The organism is Aureitalea marina, assembly GCF_002943755.1.
GTDB lineage: Bacteria > Bacteroidota > Bacteroidia > Flavobacteriales > Flavobacteriaceae > Aureitalea > Aureitalea marina.
In genome coordinates this window covers 2,022,817-2,046,523 of record NZ_MQUB01000001.1, presented here as the reverse complement: position 1 = coordinate 2,046,523, position 23,707 = coordinate 2,022,817, and the positions used below count along the sequence as shown (strand labels likewise).

At 47.2% G+C, this 23,707-nt stretch carries 19 protein-coding genes, 2 tRNA genes and 1 pseudogene; 2 read left to right on the top strand and 20 right to left on the bottom strand.

Annotated features, from left to right (window positions below; translation table 11 throughout):
* Positions 1 to 36: 36 nt before the first annotated feature.
* From BST85_RS09450 to BST85_RS09365, 19 genes are all read right to left on the bottom strand, one after another.
* The gene (locus BST85_RS09450) at positions 37 to 2,043 is read right to left on the bottom strand and encodes an LruC domain-containing protein (protein ID WP_104813021.1); all 2,007 of its coding nucleotides are present in this window, start codon (positions 2,041 to 2,043) and stop codon (positions 37 to 39) included.
* 154 nt (positions 2,044 to 2,197) lie between these two features.
* Positions 2,198 to 2,656 (bottom strand): glycosyltransferase, encoded by a 459-nt coding sequence (locus tag BST85_RS09445; RefSeq protein WP_104813020.1) that lies wholly within the window; start codon positions 2,654 to 2,656, stop codon positions 2,198 to 2,200.
* A 23-nt stretch (positions 2,657 to 2,679) separates the two neighbouring features.
* Positions 2,680 to 3,870 carry a glycosyltransferase family 2 protein gene (locus BST85_RS09440; RefSeq protein WP_104813019.1) on the bottom strand — a complete coding sequence of 397 codons (1,191 nt, stop codon included), beginning with the start codon at positions 3,868 to 3,870 and terminating at the stop codon, positions 2,680 to 2,682.
* Between the two features lie 6 nt (positions 3,871 to 3,876).
* Entirely contained in the window at positions 3,877 to 4,494 is a 618-nt protein-coding gene (locus tag BST85_RS14590; RefSeq protein ID WP_104813018.1) for an acyltransferase, read from the bottom strand.
* A complete protein-coding gene (locus BST85_RS09430) occupies positions 4,485 to 5,699 on the bottom strand; it encodes a glycosyltransferase (protein WP_104813017.1) in 1,215 nt (404 codons plus the stop codon). Before BST85_RS09430 ends, BST85_RS14590 begins: the two co-directional genes overlap by 10 nt.
* Positions 5,696 to 6,859: a glycosyltransferase family 4 protein gene (locus BST85_RS09425; RefSeq protein WP_104813016.1), complete on the bottom strand. Its 1,164-nt coding sequence runs from the start codon at positions 6,857 to 6,859 to the stop codon at positions 5,696 to 5,698. The genes BST85_RS09430 and BST85_RS09425 overlap by 4 nt, the downstream gene beginning before the upstream one ends.
* A 19-nt stretch (positions 6,860 to 6,878) precedes the next feature.
* Positions 6,879 to 8,081: a glycosyltransferase family 2 protein gene (locus BST85_RS09420; protein ID WP_104813015.1), complete on the bottom strand. Its 1,203-nt coding sequence runs from the start codon at positions 8,079 to 8,081 to the stop codon at positions 6,879 to 6,881.
* An 11-nt stretch (positions 8,082 to 8,092) separates the two neighbouring features.
* A complete protein-coding gene (locus BST85_RS09415) occupies positions 8,093 to 9,076 on the bottom strand; it encodes a phosphoribosyltransferase family protein (RefSeq protein ID WP_104813970.1) in 984 nt (327 codons plus the stop codon).
* 200 nt (positions 9,077 to 9,276) lie between these two features.
* Positions 9,277 to 10,758, bottom strand: coding sequence for an O-antigen ligase family protein (locus BST85_RS09410; protein WP_104813014.1), 1,482 nt, complete (start codon positions 10,756 to 10,758; stop codon positions 9,277 to 9,279).
* Positions 10,755 to 11,978: a lipopolysaccharide biosynthesis protein gene (locus BST85_RS09405; protein WP_146090698.1), complete on the bottom strand. Its 1,224-nt coding sequence runs from the start codon at positions 11,976 to 11,978 to the stop codon at positions 10,755 to 10,757. The genes BST85_RS09410 and BST85_RS09405 overlap by 4 nt, the downstream gene beginning before the upstream one ends.
* Positions 11,975 to 12,148, bottom strand: a complete 174-nt coding sequence (locus tag BST85_RS14345; RefSeq protein WP_181039998.1) for a hypothetical protein — start codon at positions 12,146 to 12,148, stop codon at positions 11,975 to 11,977. The genes BST85_RS09405 and BST85_RS14345 overlap by 4 nt, the downstream gene beginning before the upstream one ends.
* 36 nt (positions 12,149 to 12,184) lie before the next feature.
* Entirely contained in the window at positions 12,185 to 14,563 is a 2,379-nt protein-coding gene (locus BST85_RS09400; RefSeq protein WP_104813012.1) for a hypothetical protein, read from the bottom strand.
* Complete coding sequence (locus BST85_RS09395) at positions 14,560 to 15,285, bottom strand: TolC family protein (protein ID WP_104813011.1); 726 nt, start codon at positions 15,283 to 15,285, stop codon at positions 14,560 to 14,562. The genes BST85_RS09400 and BST85_RS09395 overlap by 4 nt, the downstream gene beginning before the upstream one ends.
* A 146-nt stretch (positions 15,286 to 15,431) precedes the next feature.
* Complete coding sequence (locus tag BST85_RS09390) at positions 15,432 to 16,610, bottom strand: sugar transferase (RefSeq protein WP_104813010.1); 1,179 nt, start codon at positions 16,608 to 16,610, stop codon at positions 15,432 to 15,434.
* 42 nt (positions 16,611 to 16,652) lie between these two features.
* The gene (locus BST85_RS09385) at positions 16,653 to 17,039 is read right to left on the bottom strand and encodes a response regulator (RefSeq protein ID WP_104813969.1); all 387 of its coding nucleotides are present in this window, start codon (positions 17,037 to 17,039) and stop codon (positions 16,653 to 16,655) included.
* A gap of 1,043 nt (positions 17,040 to 18,082) precedes the next feature.
* Positions 18,083 to 18,168 (bottom strand) — tRNA-Leu (locus BST85_RS09380).
* A gap of 39 nt (positions 18,169 to 18,207) precedes the next feature.
* Positions 18,208 to 18,280: transfer RNA gene (locus BST85_RS09375), tRNA-Gly, on the bottom strand.
* A gap of 94 nt (positions 18,281 to 18,374) precedes the next feature.
* Positions 18,375 to 19,490 (bottom strand): acyltransferase family protein, encoded by a 1,116-nt coding sequence (locus BST85_RS09370; protein WP_181039997.1) that lies wholly within the window; start codon positions 19,488 to 19,490, stop codon positions 18,375 to 18,377.
* Positions 19,491 to 20,453: 963 nt separating this feature from the next.
* A complete protein-coding gene (locus tag BST85_RS09365; protein WP_245917668.1) occupies positions 20,454 to 20,879 on the bottom strand; it encodes a hypothetical protein in 426 nt (141 codons plus the stop codon).
* A gap of 91 nt (positions 20,880 to 20,970) precedes the next feature.
* On the opposite strand from BST85_RS09365, the gene BST85_RS09360 reads away from it, so the two are divergent.
* Together BST85_RS09360 and BST85_RS09355 are read left to right on the top strand one after the other, a co-directional pair.
* Positions 20,971 to 21,738 carry an XRE family transcriptional regulator gene (locus tag BST85_RS09360; protein WP_104813008.1) on the top strand — a complete coding sequence of 256 codons (768 nt, stop codon included), beginning with the start codon at positions 20,971 to 20,973 and terminating at the stop codon, positions 21,736 to 21,738.
* Complete coding sequence (locus BST85_RS09355) at positions 21,735 to 22,385, top strand: DUF2461 domain-containing protein (RefSeq protein WP_104813007.1); 651 nt, start codon at positions 21,735 to 21,737, stop codon at positions 22,383 to 22,385. Before BST85_RS09360 ends, BST85_RS09355 begins: the two co-directional genes overlap by 4 nt.
* Here the strand turns inward: BST85_RS09355 and BST85_RS09350 are convergent.
* Positions 22,362 to 23,524, bottom strand: a pseudogene (locus BST85_RS09350) (3-deoxy-D-manno-octulosonic acid transferase). The gene BST85_RS09355 and the pseudogene BST85_RS09350 sit on opposite strands and share 24 nt — an antisense overlap.
* Between the last annotated feature and the right edge of the window lie 183 nt (positions 23,525 to 23,707).

Genomic DNA, 23,707 nt, shown 5'->3' with positions numbered 1-23,707 from the left:
TTAGTTAACGAACTAAAAACAACGATTCAGGATGTTTCAATTGTCTAGCAATCCATCATTGCGATATCCGGGATTGTCCTTGTACCAATCGGTATACTCAACGCCTCCGGAGAGTGCCCAGGAGGTAAAGTAATTGTAGGCATTCTCAATAGAAACCGATTCTTTGGGTACTTTAAAATCGTGGATGATGCTAATGGCCCACGGACGTCCGTTGTCACCAATGTAATTGCCATCTGGGTCGGCATTCACCCCTTCTACGTCGAAGGTGTCTTGTGCCAGGTCTGTTTTATGTCCATTGGGTAGGTGCACCTCCTTTTCTCGTTGTCCGTTGACAATGATAAAAGGATTAAAGGGCGCAACTCCCAGGGCTTGCGTAGTCATCGGATTAGTAAGGTCTACCGTGATGGTAGATAGGTTAGTGAAGTTGCTAGCTTTGTCGCATAGGATGATTACGGCATTTCCTTGGTTCGCTTCAGTTCCGTTTGCATTTAGATTGATATAATTCTCGGTCAATACGGTTCCGGAAACACCTTCTATTTGAGCAGGAGAAACTCCTTCTATTTCAATACCAACGCCATTGTTAAATCCGGCGCTGTTTGCTTTTACACGGCACTCGATCTCTAGTTTGACTACCAGGTTCTGAGCATTTAGAATTGCGGTGACTTGATAACTCAATGCCATGTCGTTAAAGTCGTAATCTCCACGGGATGGCCAAAGGTCCTCAAAAGCGACGGTTCCTGTACCATATCTACTAGGAGTGTATTCTTCAAATGCCTGATCTGGATCATCAGGAAATGTATCGTCTCGATCCGGGATGCCATCCCCATCAGAATCCGTATCGTCTACGGTGTCGCTAAAGATCCTAAAGGTGGTCAGGTCATTAATGGTCCGGCCAAAGTCGGTCCCATTTCCGGCATTCTGCCCATAGCGGTATTCCCAGCCTCCGGTTTGGGTATCCATGATGATCAGGTCAGAGCTGCTACTGCTGTTAGCCAGCCACAATTCCTGGTTGGAATCGAAGGTCATGGAAGTAGGCTGAAAGGGTAGGTTGTCAGCGCTGATCCGAGTGCTTTGGTAGTCGTTATTCTCGTCCAGGTCTAGCCTGTACAGTCCAGAGAAGGAACATAAAAAGAGAGTGCCATCTTCGGCAAAGGCCAGGTCTCCACCTTGGGTGTTGTGTATTCCTATGATATCCCAGGTCGCTAAATTTTCTCCGGTATCGGGGTCAAAGGTGTACAGGGTACTGTCCTTGGAGAAATAGAGCAACCCGTCCTCATCGTTGTAATCCAATCTGGGTCCTCCAATACCAAGATTGGCTACGGTGTCCCATTCTCCTGTTTCAATATCATAGCGCATCAAGGGGTAAGGACTGCTCCTTCCGATGGAGTACATTTTGAGGTTCTCCTGGTCAATTGCCGCAGTCCAACTACCCATGGGCATATCGGATAGGTAAGTAAGTTCTCCGGTCAAAGGGTCCACCTGGAAGTGCTCGCCTGAGCCGTTTACGCAGTATAAATAATCCGTTACGGTCCCGCTGTTGCGGATTGGGCGACGGTCGATGTAGAGGTAATCTACTTTGTCGTCAATAATGGGAACGATTTCTGCACTAACATTTAGGTTTTCGTTGCGCCGGATATAGAGTTGAGTACAGAACTTAGGTACGTTGACGGTTTGATTCAGATTTCCTCCTCTTACCGCTCCGCTGTAAATCTGCTTATTGATCACATCGTTCCGAAATACTTCCCGGGTCACTATCTGCCCGCTCTGATCCTCATAGGTCTGCATACCCAGGCTGATCGAATCCGTGATATAGGCATACACATCGTATTTGGCATAAGGGGAAGGGTCGTTGATGACGATCTCCACGCTTCTGTAGGTCGAGAAATCGAATCCGGCCGGTATAGCCAGGGTAGTATTGTCTTCTACGGTAGTTTCTATACCTTCTTGTTCTTGATCCAAAGATTCTTCTACTTCCGGTCTTGTACATGAAGAGTTCACCATGATCAGGACCAAGAGACTTATCAAAATGTTGCTTTTTTTCATGTAATTATTCTTTTGGGCATTCTGCCTTATTGGGTTGGAAATTTCCTGTAAAAATATTCTGCTAGCCCATTCAGTTTATATATAATCTACGAGTTGTAAATCGGTATAGTCCAAGGGTCAATAACTGTAGACGAATGAATAGCTATTTTCGGGCCTAGACGGATTGTGAATTGGATCTGGAATCCAACAGTTCCAGTGGAATCTCAAAAATCTCTTGGCATTTGGTTACTCGGGTGGAGCTAACCCGTTCAATCTGCTGCAGAAAGGCAAGTATGTCCTCCATATTTTGAGCGAGCCCTTTTAATAGTTGATACAAGGACAATTTGTCCATGTTGGGAATATAACCCAATGTCACTGCCTCGGATTGGTTGAACATATATCGGCTACCTGCTCTCAGTGCAGCTTGTTCCGATTTGTGTTTGTTGATGTTGATCAAATAGATGTTTTTACAATACTCCTGAATGTCTGACAATTTCTCGTAGGTGCTATCCGAACTGTGGTTATTGACTAGGCAGATCTCCAGGTTGTTCAGATTAGCAAAATTTTTGATGATGAGTTGCTCCTGAATTTCCTTTTCGTTGTTGTGGCATAAGATGAGGACGCCTAGTTTCATGGTGCTTTGTTTTTGATAGGTGTTTATGCAGCGCGTTGAGCTCGCTCCCAATTGACGGATTGATTGGCACTCAGGTAACGGGAGAAGCCCATGACCACGGAATAGTTCATCATCAGGAAATAATAAGGGACAAACAAAACCTTGATGCGAAGGGAACGGTTCTCCAGGATCAGTCCGACCAACGCCCCCAGGTAGAACATTAACTGTCCCCAGAAAAGCACGGTATACAGACTATTGCTTAGCAGCCCTTCGTCCAGTGCGATTCGCGACAGCACAGGGATCATTAGGATCAGGCAAAGCGGAGTCAGGGTCCACCTAAGTACCCGGTGGGAGATATACTGGAAGGACAGGGTCTTGTACTTAAAGATGTTTAGCAAGGTGCGCAGTCGGACCACAGATTGAATCCCTCCCGCCGAGATGCGGATCTTCCGTTTGAGTTCTTCCTGCACATTGGCCGATGCGGTTTCAATGGCAAAGGCCTTCGGGTCGTATTGGATGGTGTAGCCTTGTTGGGCCACCCGCAGGGAGATGATAAAATCGTCCAAGATGGTGTCTGGCTCTACTTCCTGGTAGAGTTCGGTGCGTATGGCAAAGAGTTCTCCGGCGGCACCAACTACTGAGTTCAGTTCGGCGTCCCATTTCTTGAGGGTGGATTCATATTTCCAGTAAAGCCCTTCTCCGGCTCCGGCCGCCGTATCTTTTTCTTTGCTGATGATGCGCTTCTCGCCCGAAACACAACCAACGGTGGCGTCGGTAAATCGGTTGACGATCCTTCTTATGGACTGCTCCCCCAAGAGGGTGTTGGCATCGCTAAAGATCACGATGGGAGATTCCACCAATGGCATGACGCGGTTCATGGCATTGATCTTTCCTTTCCGCTTTGGGGAATGGTAAACCGCAACACCAGGGTACTGTCTGGCCAGTTCTGGTGTTCCGTCGTCCGAGCCATCGGTCACAAAACAGATCTTTAGTTTGTCGGCCGGGTAATCCTGGGCCATGCTGTTCTTGATCTTCTGATCGATATAGTCTCTTTCGTTATAGGCCGGGATCAACAAGGTCACCTCGGGTTCGTAAGACGGATCGGCTCCGGCTGAGGTCTTACCAACGAACAGACGCTTGATACGAACCAGGACATATAGGACCAGGCCATATCCGATATAGGTGTAAAAAACAATAAAGAAGAGGACCCAGAAAGTGATTTTTAGTAGTTCCATAGGAGTTTATCTTGTTTTGATCCAGGTTTGAGATTGTTTGTCGTACTGCTTGATCACCCGGGCCGGGTTGCCTGCAACAACCGAGTAGGGCGGTACATTCTTGGTCACCACGCTGCCGGCAGCGACGATGGAATGCTTCCCAATAGTGACACCGGGTACGATCACGGCATTGGCCCCTATCCAGGATTCATCCTCGATCACGATGGGCGCAGTGGATACTCCTTGGGCGTGAATGGGGGAGTCTGTTTCTTCGTAGTTGTGGTTCAGTCCGGACAGCACCACGTTTTGAGCCAGCCGGACATCATTACCAATAAGAGCTGGGCCGATCACCGTATTGGATAGTCCGATGCGGGTTCGATCGCCTATGATGACATCACCCACCCCGTTGTTGATGGCGGTGAAATCCTCTATGGTGGATTCGCTTCCCAGTTTGAACTTATTCCAGGGCACTACGTCCAGGCGGGTTCTTCTTCTCAGGCAAGCGCGCTTGCCCTTTTCGTGAAAGAAGGGATTCACAAACCACTTGACCCACAATCGTGGCCGGGCTTGGTTAGGTATGACGATCATCCAATGTATAATTCGCTTCAAGCGCTCTGTTTGTTTAATGCGATGTGCTAGTTCCATGTTATTCTGTTTTCAATGGAATGATGGATTGCGTCATAGATAGCGGCTACGTTGTTCTCCCAGGTATGACTCTTGGCAAATTCGGTGCGTTGGTGGTAGCGTTTCATTGGATCTTCATAGATCGCTTGTTGGATCATATCCACATAGTCCGAATGGGTCTTGGCCAGGTAGACATGCTCATTGAACATCTCCATGGCAACGGTCTTGGTGGCCACGACAGCTTTGCCCATGGCCAGGTATTCGTCAATCTTTCGGGGGTAATTCCCAATGGTGATATCGTTGATCACTTGCGGGTTGATGGCTACGTCAAAACCTTTGATATAGGCTGGAAGCTCGTCCGGCCTTTTGTTACCCAAAAAGTGAACGTTGTTCATTTGGTGCAGGGAAGAGGCCTTGAACTGTTCGTCTTGGGGCCCCACCAGTACCAGCTTCCAGTCTGGGCGTTCGCGGGCGATGTATTCCAGTAATTGGATGTCCAATCGCAAGCTGGTTAAGGATCCTACATAACCCACTACAGGTCCCGGGATGGCCGCCAGATCAGCCGGTATGGCTAATCGGTTGTCAGAGTCGTCAAATTCCTCTAAATCACATCCCTGTCCCACCATAAAACTGTTGTTGTTAAATTGACGGCTGTACTGGGTCAGGTATTGTGAATTGTTCAATATCAAGTCGACCTGCTTCATCAGTTGGGGTTCTATATAGGACCCATGTCTTGACCAATAAGGGACCTTGATCAGGAAATCCCGCATATAATAAGTGTACTGATTTGGTCTCATCATTTCGTTCAAATAAAGACCCAAGAACATGGAACTGTCGTTAAACAGGATGATGTCTTTAAATCCAAGTCGGTCCATCGCAGATCGAATGTTGTTGGCGAGAATCCGTGCATTTCGTCTGTTAAGCCTGCCAAACAAGTATTCGGATCTGATCCAGTTGATGGATTCGATCAGCTCAGATGGATAGAGGTTCCAAAGATGGTGCTCCAGCTGTACCAGGTCGGATCGCTTCCCGCGAACGATCTCCAGGCGCTTTTGCACCTTTTCGGTTTTGCGGTCTTTGATGCTGGTGATCCGATCTAGCGGTGGGTTGACATACAACACGCGGTTGTGCTTGGCAAACTGGCTGGCAATGTTCTTGCAATTACTGCCTATTTCGATGTCCCAGGGCTGGATACTGACGACCACAATGTCTCTTCCTTGTATCATAATGGGTTCTTCTTAGTAGGGTTCAATATGCTCTTGTACATCTGTAACACCTGTTGGGCCATGGCCTCCCAGGAAAATTCCAGATGACGCCTGTTTCCTCTTTCGATCAGGGAGTTGCGGTAATTGTTGTCCCCGAGTATTTCCAACATACCCTTAACAATCTCACTGACTTTAGTTGGGTCTACCAAGTGAGCAGCTTGACCAGCTACTTCTGGCATGGAAGAAGTGTTGGAGGTGATTACCGGTACACCACAGGCCATGGCCTCAATGATGGGGATCCCAAAACCTTCGCGCAGGGAGGGGAACAAGAATAGGACGGCATCTTGATAGATAGCAGCCAGGTCTTGGTCGTCTATGTATCCCGGTAGGGTGATCTGCTGCAGCAAGTCTTCTGCTTCCAAAATTTGCAGATTGGCGATCAAAGCTTCTTGGGAGTAACTCAATAGGACCAAATTGGTGGTGGGGTCAACGGCCTTGGTATAGAGCACAAAGGCTTCCAGCACTCGCCGGGTGTTCTTGCGAGGGTCCATGCTCCCAAAGTGCAGCAAGTATTGGGAAGGTAACTTGTATTTTTCGCGAACGGCTTGCAGTTTTTCTAAGTCCTGTTGGATCTGGAACTGCTGGCTAACCCCATTGTGAATGGCATGTAGCTTGTTGGCCTGCTGGGTGCCGAAATAGGCACTCATGTTTTGTTTTTCGTAATGAGAAACAGTGATCAAGGCCTCACTCTTTTTGGCTACCGTGGGAACTACCAGTCTTCGGTAGAGATTGCCGGCTTTCTGATAGGTGGTGGCCTTGCCTTTTAAGATGTCGGTCAGGTTTCCTTCCAGATAAATGATATCGTGTATAGTAGTGATCAGCGGCGTGGAAGAGCAGACCGGCGCCGTGTTAGACGTGCAGTGTAGCAGGTCTAATTGGTACTGTTTGGCCAGTTTAGGCAGTTTGATCTGTTCCCATACCGGGTAGGATCCGCTCATCTCGACTATGGTGAAGTTGGCTGTCTCCTGTATTACGCCTCGGTCCTGGTCGGATCGGACAAAGATGAAGTAGTCATTCACGGTATCCAGCTGTTGCAACTGCTTGATCAACTCCAAAACAGCACGATCCATCCCGTGTTTTTCGGGTCTGAATAATCGCTGTGCTTCTATACCTATTCTCATGCTGTTCGACCTTTCCAGATTAAGAATTCACCTGGTGATGTTGGGTGTGAATGAATTCTTTGTTCGCTCCTTTCAACTTGAAGAGCAGCCCGAACATCACCACAAAGGCTTTGGGTATGGCCAGGGCGGCTTTTAATGTGGCCCAGTTGTAATACGATCGGGGTGTAGAGATACCGAAGGTTAGTACGACAGCACCCAGTAGTGCATACCAGGCATTTGCCGGTACCCAAAGCGACTCACCGAATTCACTGAACTGCAGTAATGCAATCAGCCCGCTTAGGAGAAACACACTGCCCAGTAACAATACGCGTGGGGGCAGCACCATCTGGAATAGCTTGTCGGCCATATCCAGGTTTCCCTGGCCGATTAATTGTTTCCAGGCTGTCCGGTAAAATTTCTTGAGGTAGATCCCATTGGTGGACAACCAGCGGCGACGCTGATTTTTAAAGTCACTGACCTGCTGGATCTTCTCGTCGAAGACCAGGGCATCCTTTAAATATTCTATGGAAACCCCCTGCTGAAAAAGGCGAAATTCCAATTCTTTGTCAAAACCTCCCACTGCCTGAACGGACTTCATCAGGGTTTTGAACAGGCTGTATTCGAAGGCCATACCGGAACCAATGATGCCGGAAGAAAGCCCCATAGCCCGGTGCCCTTGCCGGAAGATGTGGTTGTTAATGGCCTCACTGATCCCGTCCAATATGGCAAAGGCCGTATTGTCGTTCTTGGCTAAGCGTCGGCCTTGGATTACGCTATGCCCGTTGTTGTAGGCCTGGTTGATGCGGTTCAGGAAGTCGGTTTTCATCACATTGTCGGCATCCAGGATCACGGCCATATCGTATGGTAGTGTGATCCGTTCCATGGCCTTGTTCAGGGCCTTGCTTTTAGTGCTTTGTTCAAAGCTGACCTCGATCAGCTCGATATCCAATTGACTTAACTGCTTCAGGGTTCGATCCTGGAATGAATCCGCTATCACATACACTCGGTAGTGGTCAGCGGGGTAGTCTTGTTCCAGCGCTTGTCGGGCGACATCCACAATGACGGCATCTTCTTTATATCCCGGGATCAAAACCGCAATGCGGTTCGTTCTTTCCGACAGATAAGATTGCTTCTTGCGGAAACGACCGGCCAGGGCGAAGACCAGGATATAAGCCCCCGAGACCGCCAGGTAGGCAAAGAGCAGGAGTTCGATTGTTGCAAGACAGCTAATGATTACTTCCATGATCAGGTGCTTTATTTGATGGAACTAAATGACCGGCTCTCGGTAGGAGCAGTGGTTAAGGAGTTTCCTTGGATGATATCCCGCAACTTGAGTGCGATCTTGCGCACAAAGGGCAGGTACTTTCCGCTCTTTAAATTGTAAACCAGGGATTGTGAGTGGTACACCATCTCGAAATTGGCCGTACAGAAGACAGGCTTCTTGGAAATTCGGTTAATCTCCATGGCTTGGTGGAGGTCGCTTTCCACAAATAGTTTGAACGGAGCCTCCAGGTAGTGTTTGGCCTTGTGCTGTCCGTGGTTATTGGCCCGTTGACGAGCCTTGGCGTTCGGCAGGTCTAGCATGACCAGCTTGTCATATTCGATGTTGTGCTTATCTAACCAGGTCTCTGTCTCTTTTCGGTATTTCTCCAAACGAGAGGTGACTAAGGTTCCCAGTTTGCTTCCCGGGATATACAGGGGCTCGGCATTTAGCAGGAACTCCCGGTATTTTTCTCCGTCGTCATTCTGCTCGTCGGTAGGATCTACACACAACACCCCGTCTATGTCAAAACAGGATTTTTCCAGGCTACTGTGGTTAAAGATGTTCCACTGGAAGTAGCGCGGTGTGGCAACAGATTCAAAACTAAAGTCCACTTCTTTCTCCTTCCCGGGAACCACATAAACAGCGGCGTAACTGATCTGAAAGTCACCTTCCAGCTGAGCCAGTTTGTGCCTGACTTCCTTCATGGCCGATCCCGAGGCGATGCTGTCATCGACCACCAATACCTTCTTGATCTCTGAAATGTTAATGAATTGTCCGCGGGCACCAGCCTTGTATATGTGGCCTGAGAGAAAAGAATCGATATCCGTATATGGCCTGTTGAGGTAGAGGGCCAGCAAATTAGCTGGTAGCATTCCGCTGCGTGGCACCCCTACGATCAGATCGATATTTCGAGGGATCAGATGTAGTTTTTTGAGGATGATCTCATTGAGGTCTTTAATGGCTTTGTAATTCATGATGCGCTGTTTAATTCTCGCTGTTCGCTGTTGTTTGGGCTTGGTCAGCTCCTTAAATACCCCAAACTTAGTTTCCTGCCGGGGTGGGGAATTTATATTTCGATTGATCGAGGATAAGTGTAGACGAATGGTCGAATAGGCTAGATGGGCCAAAAACAGAAAATGAGGCCATGGCCCCATTTTATCGAGTAGTAACTGGTTTAATACAGCTGCTTTTTCAAGGTGTTCCGGTACTGCTTCTCCCACTTTGGGGCCAGGAACATAAAGACCATCCCCAGGTACATCAGAATACCGGTCGGGAATTGTCCAAACACCCCATTACCATAGGAGGCCGCCATGATTCCGGCCATTCCACAAACGAGGGCCGTTATTTGGGTATTGAGCCACGGATCTTTGATTTTCGCCATCACGTGATAGGCCCCTTTGACCAAGATCGACAAGATGATGATCAGGTAGATACTTAGGCCTACAGCACCGGTCTCGGCCCAGATCATGACATACCAGCTGTCGGTAGCTGTATTGGCCAGGAAGGTATGTGGGGTAAAGCGTTGCCCCCAATTCCCGGCTGATCCGACGCCTCCGCCAAAGGGTCTGGATGCTAGGTAGCCGCTTAGTTTTTTCTGATTGTCCAGTCTGACCTGCAGTGAGGCCTCGTTGGGGTCGAAGGCTGTCCGCATCCTCCGGATCTCCGCATTGCCCTGTCCAATATTGGTATGGGCAAAAAAGATATAGACACCCACTCCCAGTAATCCGCCCAGTATCAGTATGGGCAGGTTCTTTCTAAGGATCAAAAAGACGATCCCTCCTATGGCCGGAACAGCCAGGGCTCCCCGGGTTCCGGAGATCACCATTCCCACCAGACCGGCCAGGGCCACTGCCACAAAGAACATTCGCAGACGATGGTTGTGCCTGTTAAACAAGGCCAGGATACCAAATACGACAGCCGTATGTCCTTGGGAGGCACCGAACTGCCCGGCATCTGAATAGAAGGAGAATATTCTCAGTTTGCTAAAAAGGACATGGGTCTCTGCTCCTCCCTGGTTCAACCAATTCTGTTCCCAAGGATCTACACCTAGGAAGAACTGTTGAAAGCCCTTCAGTGTTCCAAGGACAGACAAGATCCCCCAGATCCAGAAAAAGATCTTGAGATCCCGAGGTTTGTTAAACAGCAGGAAGGCCAAAGGGATCAGCAGCCACTGGTACATGGCCAATCCGCGCATGGCATAGAACCAGGCTTCCAGGCTAACGGCCTCCGGGTTTATCAATTGAAAGAGTACGTAGACCATCCAGAGCACGGTAACTAGCGTCAGGCCAGATTTTGCGTTCCTCCATTTGAGTTTGGTCTCAAATCCTTTAAAGAATAAGGCGAGGTAGGTCAAGGCGATCAACCCATCGACGCAAAGGCCCCAGGGTAATTGTACATAGCGGGACAGGCCAGTGGCCAGAAATCCCATCACAAGGACCGAAAGTACGCCCAGCCGGGGGTTCTTAAAGATCAAATTCAGGTAAAAGGCTAGTCCAACCACTCCCAGGCAAAAGATCACACCTAGCAATTCTAACTTAGCCACAATGACGGCCGATACTGCAGTGGCTATGCCAATGCCAACCAACAGAATAGGTCTGGCCAGGCGTGCTTGCCCGGAAACCTGCTCAAAAGGGTTGTTGTTCCTAGTCAGGTTCATCGGATATCAGTTGTTGTGTTAGGGATCGAGTTTTTGCGAATTTTGGAAACCATGTTTTTCCAACCTGAATGATAGAATGCAAAACCGGACTTCCAAATGGGGTTGTAACGCAACTCAATTTGCTTGTTCAAAAAATACATGCCTAGCAGTATTCCCATCAGCGTGAAGAGGATGGTAGCCACCGCCACTAGCATAAGCGACTCAAAAACGAAGATGGCGATGAGGTCTCCAATGATGTTCAATAACACCATTAAAGCCACTTTAACGGCGTTGATCTGAGGCTTGTTGATGCTGTCCAGTGCAATACCGGTCATACGGTCCAAAGGCAGCAATAATCCGTAGATCGAAAATACACGCAGGATATCAGCTGCATTAAAACCGGTTATAGGGTCAGTTCCTGCATATTGACTGCCGGACAGGATCAATACCAGGAGATCGGCAAACAGAAAGGTCAAAATACTTCCGGTGGCAAAGAGTATGCTCAGAGCACCAGAGTAGCTGTAGAATAATTTTTTCAGTCCGGCGATATTTCCTGTTCCACTGGCTTTGGACATCTTTGGGAAAGCAGTTGCTACAAAACTTCGCAAAGGGATCTGCTGCAATTCGGTCAGTTTTAAAGGGATGCTATAGAGGGCTACAGCTGCGGGTCCCAGCGGACTCAAGCTGATCAGGAAGGTGTCTGCGTTTCGGAGCAAATTGGTCCCGATCAAAGTAAAGGTGGTGTATTTCCCAAAGTTCAAGAGGGTGTTTATGGCCTTTTTGCTGGTTCGGCCGATTATGGCCAGACCATCCCAACCTTTGACCACGGTGACCGTGGAGGCCAGGGCATTTACAGCGATCAGGCAACCGATCAGTTGGTCCAGGCTCAGTGGTTGTATCAACAGATGCACCAATAAACAGCTAAAGAACAATCCGCTGTTTATGGCCTTGATCAGGAGTATTCTGCCAAAACCCATTTGGGCTTGAAGGATGCTAACTGCATTGTTCCAGGGCAGATTGACCAGGATCATAATGGGGTAGTACCGAAAGAATAGTTCAAAACCGGTTCCGACGATCTGCTCACCCAAGTTGGCGTCGATGGTCCACAAAAGGATGGCAACCAGTACAGAAGCAACCAGCCCAATGACCACATTAGCACCAATTAAGGCCTCCGTCTCTTTCCGATTTGCACCGGAGAGAAACCGGACCAGACCAATGCTGGTTATGCCAAAGCGGATCATTTCGATAAGCGAGGCCCGGCTATGAACAACACCCACTGCCCAAAAGCCTCTTTGGGAAGACTTCTAGCTAGGATGGCAAACCCACCCACCCCGATCAGGGCGATCAGCAGGTTGCCAGCCAATGACAGGAAGTTATCTTCCCGGATGAGTTTGCTGAGTAGCTGTTTCACGTTACTTGGGTTATCCAATCCGTTTATTTCTGTGCATTAGATCCGGTTCCCGGCATAAAATTGGAAACGCAGCATATTCTTTAGCCTGGAACGAACCTGCGAACGGTCCTTGGGCAGATCGCCCAGTACAGCTTCGATCTCTTCCAATTCGACCCCGTTCAGGACAAACTGTAGGCGATCGTTGGTCAAAGTCTTGAGGTTATCGATCAGGGTCTTGTCTGCTTCACTCCACAATCGGTTGGAACGGCAGACCAACACAGATAGATCGGCTTGAGCGACCAGGTCCATGGGGTAAGTGTGATTCAGTAGCCCAGGCAATTCCACGATGACGTAATGGGGTGCGAAATCTGAGCTAATCTTGTTTTGCTTCAGGATGTCGGTATAAGAACTAACCGCATTAAAAGAGTCGTTCAGGGTGTAAGTGGCTGTATCGACTATTCCCCAGGACTGCTCATCTACTTGTAAGAATTCATGCTGCTGATCTACGCGTGGATCGGGATAACCCAATAGCTTGTGGGTCAACGAGACCCTGCTATTTTGTTTGGGGGATGATCTGTGTTGCTCGTAGTTAAGCACCAGTACACGTTTACCTTGATTGGCCAGGAACAGCCCCATGTTCTTACCCATGACGGTTTTGCCCTCCCTGGCTTGGGTGCTGATCATGAGTATGGTCTTGGTACTTACTTCCATACCTTGCTCGTGGCAGGCACGCTTTAATTTCTGCATGATGATCTGCATCAATCGCTGTAAGACGATCGTTTGGTCTACTTGCCCGGGATTCAAACGGATCTTGGGAATTACACCAAGGGCAGGCAATTGGATCTTCTTACTGGCATTTTTTAGATTCTTCAGCGTATTGTCAAAGTATTCCATGACCAGGATGACGGCCAGTACCACAATAAATCCGACAAAGACGGAAGCAATCAATAACAACTTCCGCTTAGTCGGAATAGGGGATAGTGGAAAATAGGGTGGGTCGAAGGTCTTCAGGTTAGAGCTCAACTCGTTGTCCTGGGATTTCAGTTTGGCCAGGTTTAGTCCGTGCAGGATATCCAGGTAGCCTTCCTCGGCAACAGCGATCTCTCGCTCAATGCGTTTTAAGTTTGCCCCTGCTGGAGCATAGTCGGCATAGCGACGTTGAAACTCTTCATTCCTGTCGTCCATGGCGTCCAACTCGGCCTTCAGGTCTTCAGATTTGACCGTGTTGTCCATCCAATCTGGCAGGGTCTTTTTAAGGGGTACTCCTTCAATGGAATTCTGGTAGGAGTACAATTCGTTTACGCCCGTTCTGATTTCCTGATCCAAACGGCTAGCTTCCTCTTTCAACGCAGTGAGTCTAGCGGATTTGGCCTCCTGGTCAAGGGTAGAAGATTCTACCATGGCCACCTCAAAATTGAGGTCGCCTAAGCGCCGTTTTTTATCCAGTACGGCCTGACTTTTGGCTTGCACCCTGTCTTGGATGGCGATCTTTTCCTCTATGGTCTGGGTAGCGGCCAGGGCACCCGCCAATGCTGCTTTCTTTTTGTTGTAATCGACCTCCATCTCTTCCTTGACAATGGCTACCGCTTTACTTTGTTCATAGTAGTTGATGATGTTGTTGTCCTTATTGAATTCCAACAAGGTGTTCTCGGCCTGTTTTAGTTTGTCTTCTGCCATCCGTAGCTGCTCTTCAAAGTACTTGACCACGGCATCAGAGCTATTCTCTTTGATATCCTGGTATCTCCTTTGGCAGACCTCTGAAAAGATAGCTAAGGTCTGCTGGCAGATACCCGGATCGTCCATCTGGTAACTGATCTTGACCAAGTCACTGTTGGACATTCGAACCGCTTTGATCTCTGAAATGGCTTTAATGGAGTAGTGCTCATCTTCATAATTCAACAGTTCGTAGACAAAATTGGTGTTGCTGCTCCGCATATACTCGGACAGCTTGGCCACAGTTTGCTCGTAGTCCGACCGGGAAATCGTGCTCGGAAAGAGAGCGGCCAATTGGTCGTCATCGGTGGTTGTTACTTTGCTGCTGTCCGATCCTTCCCGGACCACCATTTGGAAGATCTCATCAGGAACGGTTTCCATCAGTTTTTGGTAGGAGTCTTCGGAAATGTAGCGGGGATTGTAGCTGTCCAGCAGCAGGTGCTGACTCAGCAATCGGATCGCTACTTCCTCCTGGGTCTCCCTGGAATTGACAATGTTGATCAGGTTGTCAAAGGCGATGTTGGTGGCAAAGTAGTTGAACGACTTTTCCATCTCTACAGACGAACCGGAGGCTAAGCCGGTGTAGAGCATGGTTTCTGAATAGTAATCGTACTTGGGGTTGGTGGTTAACACCAGTACTAGCCCGGCTAGTACGATGGGTGTGCCGATCAGCACCACCTTGTGTCGCAGCACTAATTTGAAAAAATCGATGAGTTTCATCATTGTATGCTTATGCCAGAGGTATTCTCCAAGACCTGCTTGGCCAGGAGATAATCAGATTTGGCTTTTTCATAATCGGTTTGGATTCTCGCGGTAATGTCTCCCAGGCGGACGTATTCGTAGACGATCAACTGGCCATTGCGGAATTCTTTCTCTACCATTTCCATGTTGACCTTGGCATTACCGTAGTTAGTAGAGTGTATCTTGAGTAGCTCAAACTTGAGTTGCAGGTCTTCGTATTGACGAATGACCAATTCACGAATGATGAGCTGTTGATCCTCGACCAGGCTTTGGGCCTGAGACACTTGTACTTTCGCGCGTTTGGTCTGGTTGTTCGTGTTGAAGATGTCGAAGATCGGGAGCTGGATGTACAGGCCAATTCCGTAGTTGATCTGCTCACTGAAGGTGGTGATGGCCGAGTTGTTTACTCCCTCTACATTGGTAACAAAATTGTTGAATGTACCGTATCGGACGTCTCCTCGTATTCCCATATTCTGGGTCCAGAGGCGACGTTGGGTCTTTACATCAGATTCCCGAACCTCGAGATCCAATTTTCGGTAGTTCAGCATCCCATTCTTGGCCAAGGCTCCGTCAACAAATACATCCAGATCCGGAAGGATCAGATCCAGTGCTGGGGTAGTAGCCTCCTGCGGCATCGGCTGTGCAAAGCCGAAAAAGTAAATTCCGCTTAGCAGTATGCAGCAAATGGTGAACTTGATTTTCATTTCAGTATCATTTGTCGGTTTGATACTACAAAATTAGATTCCTGCTGTGCCGGCGTAATTATATTTCGATTGAACGAAGATAAGTGTAGACGAATGGTCGTTTCTCCGGGATATACCTAAAACAAAAAAAGGCCTTTCGGTCCTTGTTAAACCGTATCTCGCTGCAGTAGAGCAGGGATGGTGCGTAAGATGAGTTTGATGTCGTACCAGACGGAGTAATTGTTATGTATGAACTTATCGGCATAACTATTGTCCAGGGCGATTCGATCCTCTTCGGACATCACACCACCTCGTCCTCTCAGTTCTACCTGCCAAAGGCCTGTGATGCCTGCAGGTGCAAGAAAGCGTTTGGACATCATGTCTTCGGTCAGAAGTTCAGCTTCGTAAATGGGTAGGGGTCTATTGCCAACTATGGACATGTCCCCTTTGATCACGTTCAGTAGTTGGGGTAATTCGTCGATGCTGGTATTCCGGATGAATTTACCCACCCGGGTGATACGGGGGTCATTCTCGATCTTAATAAAGGTGGATTGGGCCTCAGCCGCTCGACGGCTGCGCTCCGCATGCCAATGCTCGCAGATCTGTTCGTCTTCGATATACATAACAGGAGAACAGTTCGTTTCTTCGGGTAATTTTGCACATAGGGGACAGCTCCCCAGGTCCTCTTCGGGTTGAGTCAATTCTGTATTGTATTGGTTGTTCTTTACGGCCAGTTGTTTGATCAGTTGGTCCGAACCTTGTCGCATGGAGCGGAGTTTATAGAAATCGAAGGTTTTACGTCCAACCCGTTTGGCTATGTAGTACACCTTTCCTTTGGATTCCAGTCGGATAGCTAACATGATTACCGTCAGCAATGGAGTGGCCACCAGTAGTGCGCAAGACGCAAATACGATATCGAAAAGCCGTTTACTCAAGGGTACTTTCATTCGTGGGTTGTCTGTTGGAGCAGACTCGTTATGTTTCGGGTTTCGGCTGGCCAATGATAAGGCGCGCTTAATGATTTGCGAAGCCTCGCTAACGGCTTTTACGAAATAGTCGCTGACACCTGCTTCCCGAGCTTCCCGGAAAATGAGCGGATTGAAGGCCTGTTGCACAAGGATGAAGGGGATCATTAGATTACTGCTCTTCTCTTGCATCTTCTGGTGGAAAAAGAGACCGTGGTTTCCCGGGAGCTCATACTCGCAGAGGATCACGTGGACACTTCGTTCAGTATCCAGTAGTTGCATAGCTTCGAATCCGTTTGGAGCCTGCACGATCTTCATGTTCATATCCTGTATGGATGATTTGTAGAAGCTCAGGTCATTTCCTATGTATAGCAGTTTCATGGCTTTGTTGTTTTCCAGTCATTTGCTCCAGTGGCTTTCAACTTACCAGCTGGCCGCAAAATGGATGGGGAAAAGATTCTTTTTTACGACTTCTTTCAGTTCCTCCGGGTTGAAGGGCTTGGTGAGATAATCCTGTGCGCCCATCTGGTAGCACTTGATACGCTCCGAACTTTCGGTTCGTCCAGATAACATGATCACGGGGGTGTGTCGCATGTATCCGATGGTTCTTATCTCTTGCAGTAATTGGAAACCGTCCATAGGTTCCATTTGAATATCACTGATGATGAGGTCTGGCAACAGGGTCTCCAACCAGTCCAGCGCTTCGGCTCCAGAGCGTTTGGTAATAACCTCGTAATCTTCTGCCAGAAAGTTCTCCAGGATCACGCCGATGGTTTGCTCGTCGTCTATGGCTAAGATTCGTTTTTTCATTATTGATAGCTTTGCATCAGCAAACATAAATGGACCACTTACAGTAAATTTTTTATTTCGATTGATCCCCAATAAGTGTAGACGAATGGCGGACGAACCTCGACGTAATTTCTAGGATATTAGTTGGGTTAGGTGTGAAGTCTGAGGTGATTCCACATCTTGAATGTTGTCTGAAGATCACCCGTCGAATTCATGAAAGGATTAGATCTGTTTTGGCGATTTGATTTCATGAATTCCAATCTGGAGTTTACGAATCCCGAGTATGCCGTGGCCTTTTGCTAGGAGCTGGTGATTTGGAATGCTCGATTGCAGCCGGTAGGGGAATAGGGGCCCCAAGGTAAAAAGGGTTAACCCTGCTTCTGGAGGGCAAGCTTTTATTCGAGTAGGTAGTATTTAGTCACTAGTCGGTAGTCTGGTTTCCGCAATAAGAATGATGAATAATTTTGCTTAATGCTTAATGCTTAATGCTTACTGCCAACTTATCATGCGGGAATTATCTCCCTGCGGTCGGTGAGTCCCGCTAGTCCATTTTGAGAAAAAAAACCGGACCGAGCGTTTAGAAAATGTCCGGTGGACATTTTTAGCGAACGGGCCAGCTGGCGGGCGGGCGTATGTGATGCAGGGATTAACCGAAGGTTACCCTGAACTTGATTCAGGGTCCACTTTAAAAGAGAATTGGGAATGAAAAGGGCGGGAATTATCTCGCTTCACTGCGTTTCGCTCGATGAGTCCCGCCGAGTCATTTTTAGCGAACGGGCCAGCTGGCGGGTAGGTGTATATGGTGCGGGAATCAAACGAAGGTTACACTGAACTTGATTCAGGGTCCACTTATTTATGAGGAAATGGAATTAATGAAGCGGGAATTATCTCGCTTCACTGCGTTTCGCTCGATGAGTCCCGCTAGGCCATTTTGAAAATACAAACCAAGCCGGCGTTCCGCCGTCATTAGTTTTTTGTTTCCCTCCGCCACTTGGAAGTAAACTTCCGTGGCTCCAGAAAACAAAAAAACCAAGCACTATTCGTGCTTGGTTTATATTCATCTGTACAGAAGGCGGGACTTGAACCCGCACGGGCATTACTGCCCATTGGATTTTAAGTCCAACGTGTCTACCAATTCCACCACTTCTGCATGGACTTAAAAAAAGCCGAACAGCGTCGGCTTTTCTCGAGCGAAAAACGGGATTCGAACCCGCGACCTCCACCTTGGCAAGGTGGCGCTCTACCAACTGAGCTATTTTCGCATGTCTATAAAGAACGTTCCCGTTGTTGTAACAAGGGGGAGCAAATTTAAAACATTTCGGGATTTATGATAGTTTTTTCGTCGTTTTTTTGACCTTAATCACTCTTCTTTCCCAAACCAAGAAGCACGAGCATTCGCTTGGGCCAATCCCTGTACATAAATGGTCGTTCAAAGAGTACATAAGGGATGACAGATAAAAACAATGAAAAAATGACCATCAGACTGAGGCCTAACCAATAAAAGAGGCTGTCTGAGGCTATGAGATCTCTAATCTGAGGTAGGATGAGTCTGGAAAAAGCGGATAAGACAATAATGTGGTACAAATAGATGGTATAACACATTCCCCCGAATAAGGCAACAAAGCGTATTTTAAAAAATCGGATTCCGGATTTAAGGATCAGTACATTGTTAAAAAGGATCAACATGAATAACAGTCGTACGATATTGATGACATGAGTTGGGATCCAATCCTGTAATCCCTTCATGGACAAGAGAAAAATTCCAAAAACGAGAATAATGTTGAATCCCGGGAAATGCGTCCTTATTTTAATTTTCCTGGTTTGAAGGATTGCGATGAATATTCCAACGAGAAAGTAATTGAAGAACTTCGTGATGAATTTGAACTCTATATAATTATTCAGATTCATAGACAGCAATCCCAGAACTAACAGTGAGATAATGAATACGGGAGTCTTAAGATAGCGAAGTAAAAGAATGAGAGGCAAAATAAGATAAAACTGTACTTCTATTTCCAATGACCATGTTATACCGTTGATTAAATTCTCCCCTATAAAATTTGAGGTATAAGTGAGTACATGCAGCAACGATCTGGTCATATCTTCTCGAATGCCAGGTTTGGTGATCATCAACAAGCAGTACTGCAATAACATGGCAATTATAAAAGGTGGCTCTATTCTTAGGACTCTCCTTTTTAGATAATCTCCGTACCTAAAACTTTCGGATTTAAGAATATGTAAGGACAGGATATAACCTGAAATCGCAAAGAAAATTTCTACACCAAAAAAACCCGAGCGCAAAAAATCGGAAACGAAGGGGTACTCAATTTGAAAATATTCCCTTAATCTTCCATTGGAGTGAAAAAGGACAACACTGATAATAGCAATAAAGCGCAATCCATCTAGTTCTGCGATGTATCGATGATTAGATACGCGCTGTAAACGGAGAGACGAAAGTTGTTTTCTCAGATTCACGAAGGGATAAATTATCGACGAATGTGTATTCTTCAAGAAACTCAGAGCCCAAAAGTAGTATTATAAGTTAAAACAAGTTTCAATCATCTTCAATTTTATTCAATCTCTCTTTTTTTAAGATTCAATCATTTGCGATGAAGTAGACAAACAGCTCGTCGAAAGTAATTTGCATTTCGTCGACATAAAAGGTGTATCCATCGAATAGAGATTGGAAGCAAAAAACGTTTTTCCATATTCAAGCTGTGGTTGCACACCACGACTTGTAGATTATTTACTTGTGCCGAGGGCTCATGGATACCCAACCTCAGTGTAGACTGAGCCCTCGTAATCCAAAATGGTAACAAACGAGAAAATCAAATCAAACCTATCTTGTAAATTTTAAAGGTAAAAGGTAAAATCGTTTGCAGTGTTATGGCTTTGGTTGTGCCATACAAATTTTGGTTAAGAGGAAAAGGCTAGTCAGCGCGATCTAGCCTTTTCCGTTATATAGAAAATTCACTGTTTGTAATTAGCCGATTATTTCATCCTGATTGACATAAGACTCTCAAAACTAGATTCAGTTCTGATCGTCGATGAAATTTGTGGAAATTATATTACTGTGCATTCTGAATTCAAATCCGCTATTCAAATGGTTGCCTTTACACTGAAAAAGACCGGGTGTTCACCCGGCCTCTTTCAACTAACCAAACATTAGTGTATGGCTTGAACCAATACGCAAATAGTCATTTGCATTTACAAAAACCAACTTAAATGAAAATTAGCCATACACTCATCAATCAATCATTTGGCTTCTTCATTGGGCCAGATGCAACTTTAATTTGCAGTTGGAGTTAAGGCTAACACCTGGTCTGCTCTATTAATCATGAGAAACAGGATAAAAGTAAGAGGATGGTTTATTGACCAAAGACAATTGTCGATGGATGGACGTTTAGTGTAGACCAGTGGCGGCTAAGTCTAGATGAGTTATTTCTTAAAAAGGGAATAGATCCTATTTACTCCCCAATTCCCCAAGGGGATATATAGCCCAAAGAAGAGCGTCATAGCCAGGGCAAAATTGCGGATGCCGAAATACTGGTCCAATATATTCTCCGGGTAGGCATAGGAAGTTTGGAAGGCATATCCCCCAAATTCCAGGACACCCATTGGCAGTAAGGCATAGAAGTATTGTTGCCAGTATGGGTATGGTCTGAGAAAGATGGAAACTGGGATCATATAGAGGATGTAGCAGGTGATGATCTGCCACCAATTCTCAAATCGGGCGATCTTGGCCCATTGGCCAAATTCGTTCATGCCAAACCCCCATAAAAAATACACAATGATATAGGTTAGATACCGGCCGGGTTCGGTAGCTTTTAAACGAGAAATAAAAAGGGAGAAAAGTTGACTCATGGGACTAAATTTACCCAAACTCCCTGAAATTCAGACTGGAAATATTCCATAAATTAGCTTGGAAATATTCCAATTATTGCTAAATTTGAGCATGGACCCACTACCAATTGAAGCCCAACGTTTTAAAAAAGTCCGGGAAGAACTCGGTTTTACCCAACAGGCCTTTGCCACTCATTTAGGAATTGGAGCTACTACTGCAGATATCGAACGCGGTAAGACCAAGCTATCCGGAAAGATAGTCATGCAGCTTTTGGACGAGTACCAGATCAACCCGCTGTGGTTGTTCGGTAAAAGCTACACTAAAAAGGCCGATCTCTCCGGTGGGGACGTAGGGCCCAAGGTGGTGACCATCGATCAGGACGAACAAGAGACTATCTTATTGGTCAACCAGAAAGCTGCAGCGGGTTACCCGCACAACGTACAGGATGTCGAATGGGTTCAGAGTTTGCCCACTTTCAATTTTCCCTTGCCGGAATACCGCAATGCGTCCTACAGGGGCTTTCAGGTAGAAGGGGATAGTATGCTGCCCAATATCCGTCCCAACGATTGGGTGCTGGGACGGGCGGTGGACAACCTGGCCACAGCCTCGGACAGCCGTATCTATATAGTGGTCTTGCAAGATTCGGTCTTGGTCAAGAAATTGCAAAAGATTCCTGGGTCCCAAGATCGGGTTCGCCTCATTTCCTTTAACCCGGAATACCTACCCATAGAGGTGGCCGTTTCAGATATTCAGGAACTCTGGCAGGTGAACTCCCGTTTGACCTTTGGCTTGGAAGAGCCCACGGAAAGCAATTTGCTCAGGCAATTGCAGAATTCCATGAATGAATTAAAGGGCCAAATCCGGGATCTGCAGGCATGAGTTTTGCCCATCTCTTCGATTTTTTAGAACGTTTACAGGCCAATAACCACAAGGCCTGGATGGACGAGCACCGCAAGGAGTACATGGCGGTCAGGGATTTCTTTATTGACTGGTTGGAGGACATGAACCAGCAACTGGCGGCCATCGATCCGGATTATTTCGATACCCCGGGAAGGAAGGCCATCAATCGGATCAACAATAATTTGCTCTATCACCCTAACCGCCCGGTCTACAAGGATCACTTTGGCGCAGGCCTGGATCAGGTGAGTAAACAGGGGGATTTTTATATCGAACTGGGGGTGAACGAGAGTTTTGTCGGCGGAGGTTATTGGCATCCGTCTTCCAAAGCCTTGGCCAGCATTCGCGAAGCTATAGACTACAATGGAGAGGAGCTACAAGCAATATTGGATAAGCCTTCATTTAAAAAGATGTTCCAGGTGGTAGATCCTGAACCACTTAGCCGACCACCCAAGGGTTTTGACAAGGATCATCCTCATATCGAGCTTTTAAAACGCACGAATTTTGCCGTCTTCCGTCCCTTTAGCCAGAAGCAGATCTCAGGGAAAGATTTTCAACAAGAGGTGATCAAGACCTATATGGAATTGCTGTCCTTTAGGAGATATTTAAACCAGGCCGTCAGCGTGTAGCTTGCGCAAATAGGCCATCACCGTTTCTGTGGCCCCGGTATTGGAATTCACATAGTGGCCGCAGATCATTCCTGTCTTTTCCCTAAACTGTCTATCGGTGGTCAGTTTGGTCAGGATATCACTGCATTCTTCCGCATTCTTAACCGTGTGTAATCCGGCTATATCTTCCAGCTTAACTGCCTCGGGGAACTTCTGATAATTCTTCCCAATGACGATGGGGACGCCAAAGGTGGCGGCTTCTAGGATGTTGTGTAGGCCAGAAGTACCCATGCCTCCTCCCACATAGGCAATGTCTCCGTAGGAATAGAGCCGGGAGAGAAGACCAATGGTGTCGACGATCAGTACTTGGTAATCAGCCAGGTTTTTACCTTCCCTTTCCGAGTAACGGATCACTTTTTTGTCCAGAGAGGATACCATGGCATCGATCTTATCCTTGTCCATAGTATGGGGAGCCAGAATGGTCTTTATATTGTTGGTTTGGTTTAGGAAGGGCAGCAATACCGCCATATCCTCCGGCCAGGTACTACCTCCCACCAGGCAGAGTTGACCCTTGACGAACTCATCGGCAAAATCCAGCTGGTTGTCCTGTTCAATTTGATGAGAGACCCGGTCAAAGCGAGTATCCCCGCTAACGGTAATATTCTTTTGTCCTAATTCTGCCAACAATCTGGACGAATGCTGGTCCTGCACAAAATAATGTTCCATGGTGCCTAGCGCTTTTCTAAGCAGTCCACCATGCCACTTAAAGAAGGCCTGATCTTTTCTAAAGAGACCGGAAACCAATATCGCCGGGATGCTTCGCTTTTCCAGCTCGAAAAGGTAGTTAGGCCAGAACTCGTATTTCACAAAAATGGCGATGGCCGGATCGACCAACTCCACTAAGCGTCTTGCGTTGGCCCGGGTGTCCAGGGGTAGATAGATCACGGCATCTGCGAGGGGGTATCTTTTTTAATGGTGAAGCCCGATGGTGAAAAGAAGGTGACTAGGATCTGATAATTGGGTAGTTCTTTTCTCAGGGCTTCCATGATGGGAACACCTTGTTCAAATTCGCCCAAGGAGGCACAGTGAAACCAGATCGTCTTTTTGTTGGGGGCCAGGCCGTTCTCCAACTTTTGGAAAACCCCTTTTCGGCCGCGCATAAACTCCCCCATCTTGGGGCTAAAAACTCCGGCCAGCCAAAGGATGGGGACTGTCAGATAGGTCAGGAAGTTGTAGAGCAGCCGCATGAATGTGTTTACACGAGCTAAAATACCAATTGTGACCGAATTGCATTGTTCACCCTGCCCAATTTTCGTAGTTTTGGTAACCGCCATTTTTTACCA

What these genes read in the sequence shown, in the direction of transcription:
- BST85_RS09450 (WP_104813021.1), bottom strand. Translation starts at nt 2,043, where the DNA reads ATGAAAAAAAGCAACATTTTGATAAGTCTCTTGGTCCTGATCATGGTG.
- BST85_RS09445 (WP_104813020.1), bottom strand. Translation starts at nt 2,656, where the DNA reads ATGAAACTAGGCGTCCTCATCTTATGCCACAACAACGAAAAGGAAATT.
- BST85_RS09440 (WP_104813019.1), bottom strand. Translation starts at nt 3,870, where the DNA reads ATGGAACTACTAAAAATCACTTTCTGGGTCCTCTTCTTTATTGTTTTT.
- BST85_RS14590 (WP_104813018.1), bottom strand. Translation starts at nt 4,494, where the DNA reads ATGGAACTAGCACATCGCATTAAACAAACAGAGCGCTTGAAGCGAATT.
- BST85_RS09430 (WP_104813017.1), bottom strand. Translation starts at nt 5,699, where the DNA reads ATGATACAAGGAAGAGACATTGTGGTCGTCAGTATCCAGCCCTGGGAC.
- BST85_RS09425 (WP_104813016.1), bottom strand. Translation starts at nt 6,859, where the DNA reads ATGAGAATAGGTATAGAAGCACAGCGATTATTCAGACCCGAAAAACAC.
- BST85_RS09420 (WP_104813015.1), bottom strand. Translation starts at nt 8,081, where the DNA reads ATGGAAGTAATCATTAGCTGTCTTGCAACAATCGAACTCCTGCTCTTT.
- BST85_RS09415 (WP_104813970.1), bottom strand. Translation starts at nt 9,076, where the DNA reads ATGAATTACAAAGCCATTAAAGACCTCAATGAGATCATCCTCAAAAAA.
- BST85_RS09410 (WP_104813014.1), bottom strand. Translation starts at nt 10,758, where the DNA reads ATGAACCTGACTAGGAACAACAACCCTTTTGAGCAGGTTTCCGGGCAA.
- BST85_RS09405 (WP_146090698.1), bottom strand. Translation starts at nt 11,978, where the DNA reads ATGATCCGCTTTGGCATAACCAGCATTGGTCTGGTCCGGTTTCTCTCC.
- BST85_RS09400 (WP_104813012.1), bottom strand. Translation starts at nt 14,563, where the DNA reads ATGATGAAACTCATCGATTTTTTCAAATTAGTGCTGCGACACAAGGTG.
- BST85_RS09395 (WP_104813011.1), bottom strand. Translation starts at nt 15,285, where the DNA reads ATGAAAATCAAGTTCACCATTTGCTGCATACTGCTAAGCGGAATTTAC.
- BST85_RS09390 (WP_104813010.1), bottom strand. Translation starts at nt 16,610, where the DNA reads ATGAAACTGCTATACATAGGAAATGACCTGAGCTTCTACAAATCATCC.
- BST85_RS09385 (WP_104813969.1), bottom strand. Translation starts at nt 17,039, where the DNA reads ATGAAAAAACGAATCTTAGCCATAGACGACGAGCAAACCATCGGCGTG.
- BST85_RS09365 (WP_245917668.1), bottom strand. Translation starts at nt 20,879, where the DNA reads ATGAGTCAACTTTTCTCCCTTTTTATTTCTCGTTTAAAAGCTACCGAA.
- BST85_RS09360 (WP_104813008.1), top strand. Translation starts at nt 20,971, where the DNA reads ATGGACCCACTACCAATTGAAGCCCAACGTTTTAAAAAAGTCCGGGAA.
- BST85_RS09355 (WP_104813007.1), top strand. Translation starts at nt 21,735, where the DNA reads ATGAGTTTTGCCCATCTCTTCGATTTTTTAGAACGTTTACAGGCCAAT.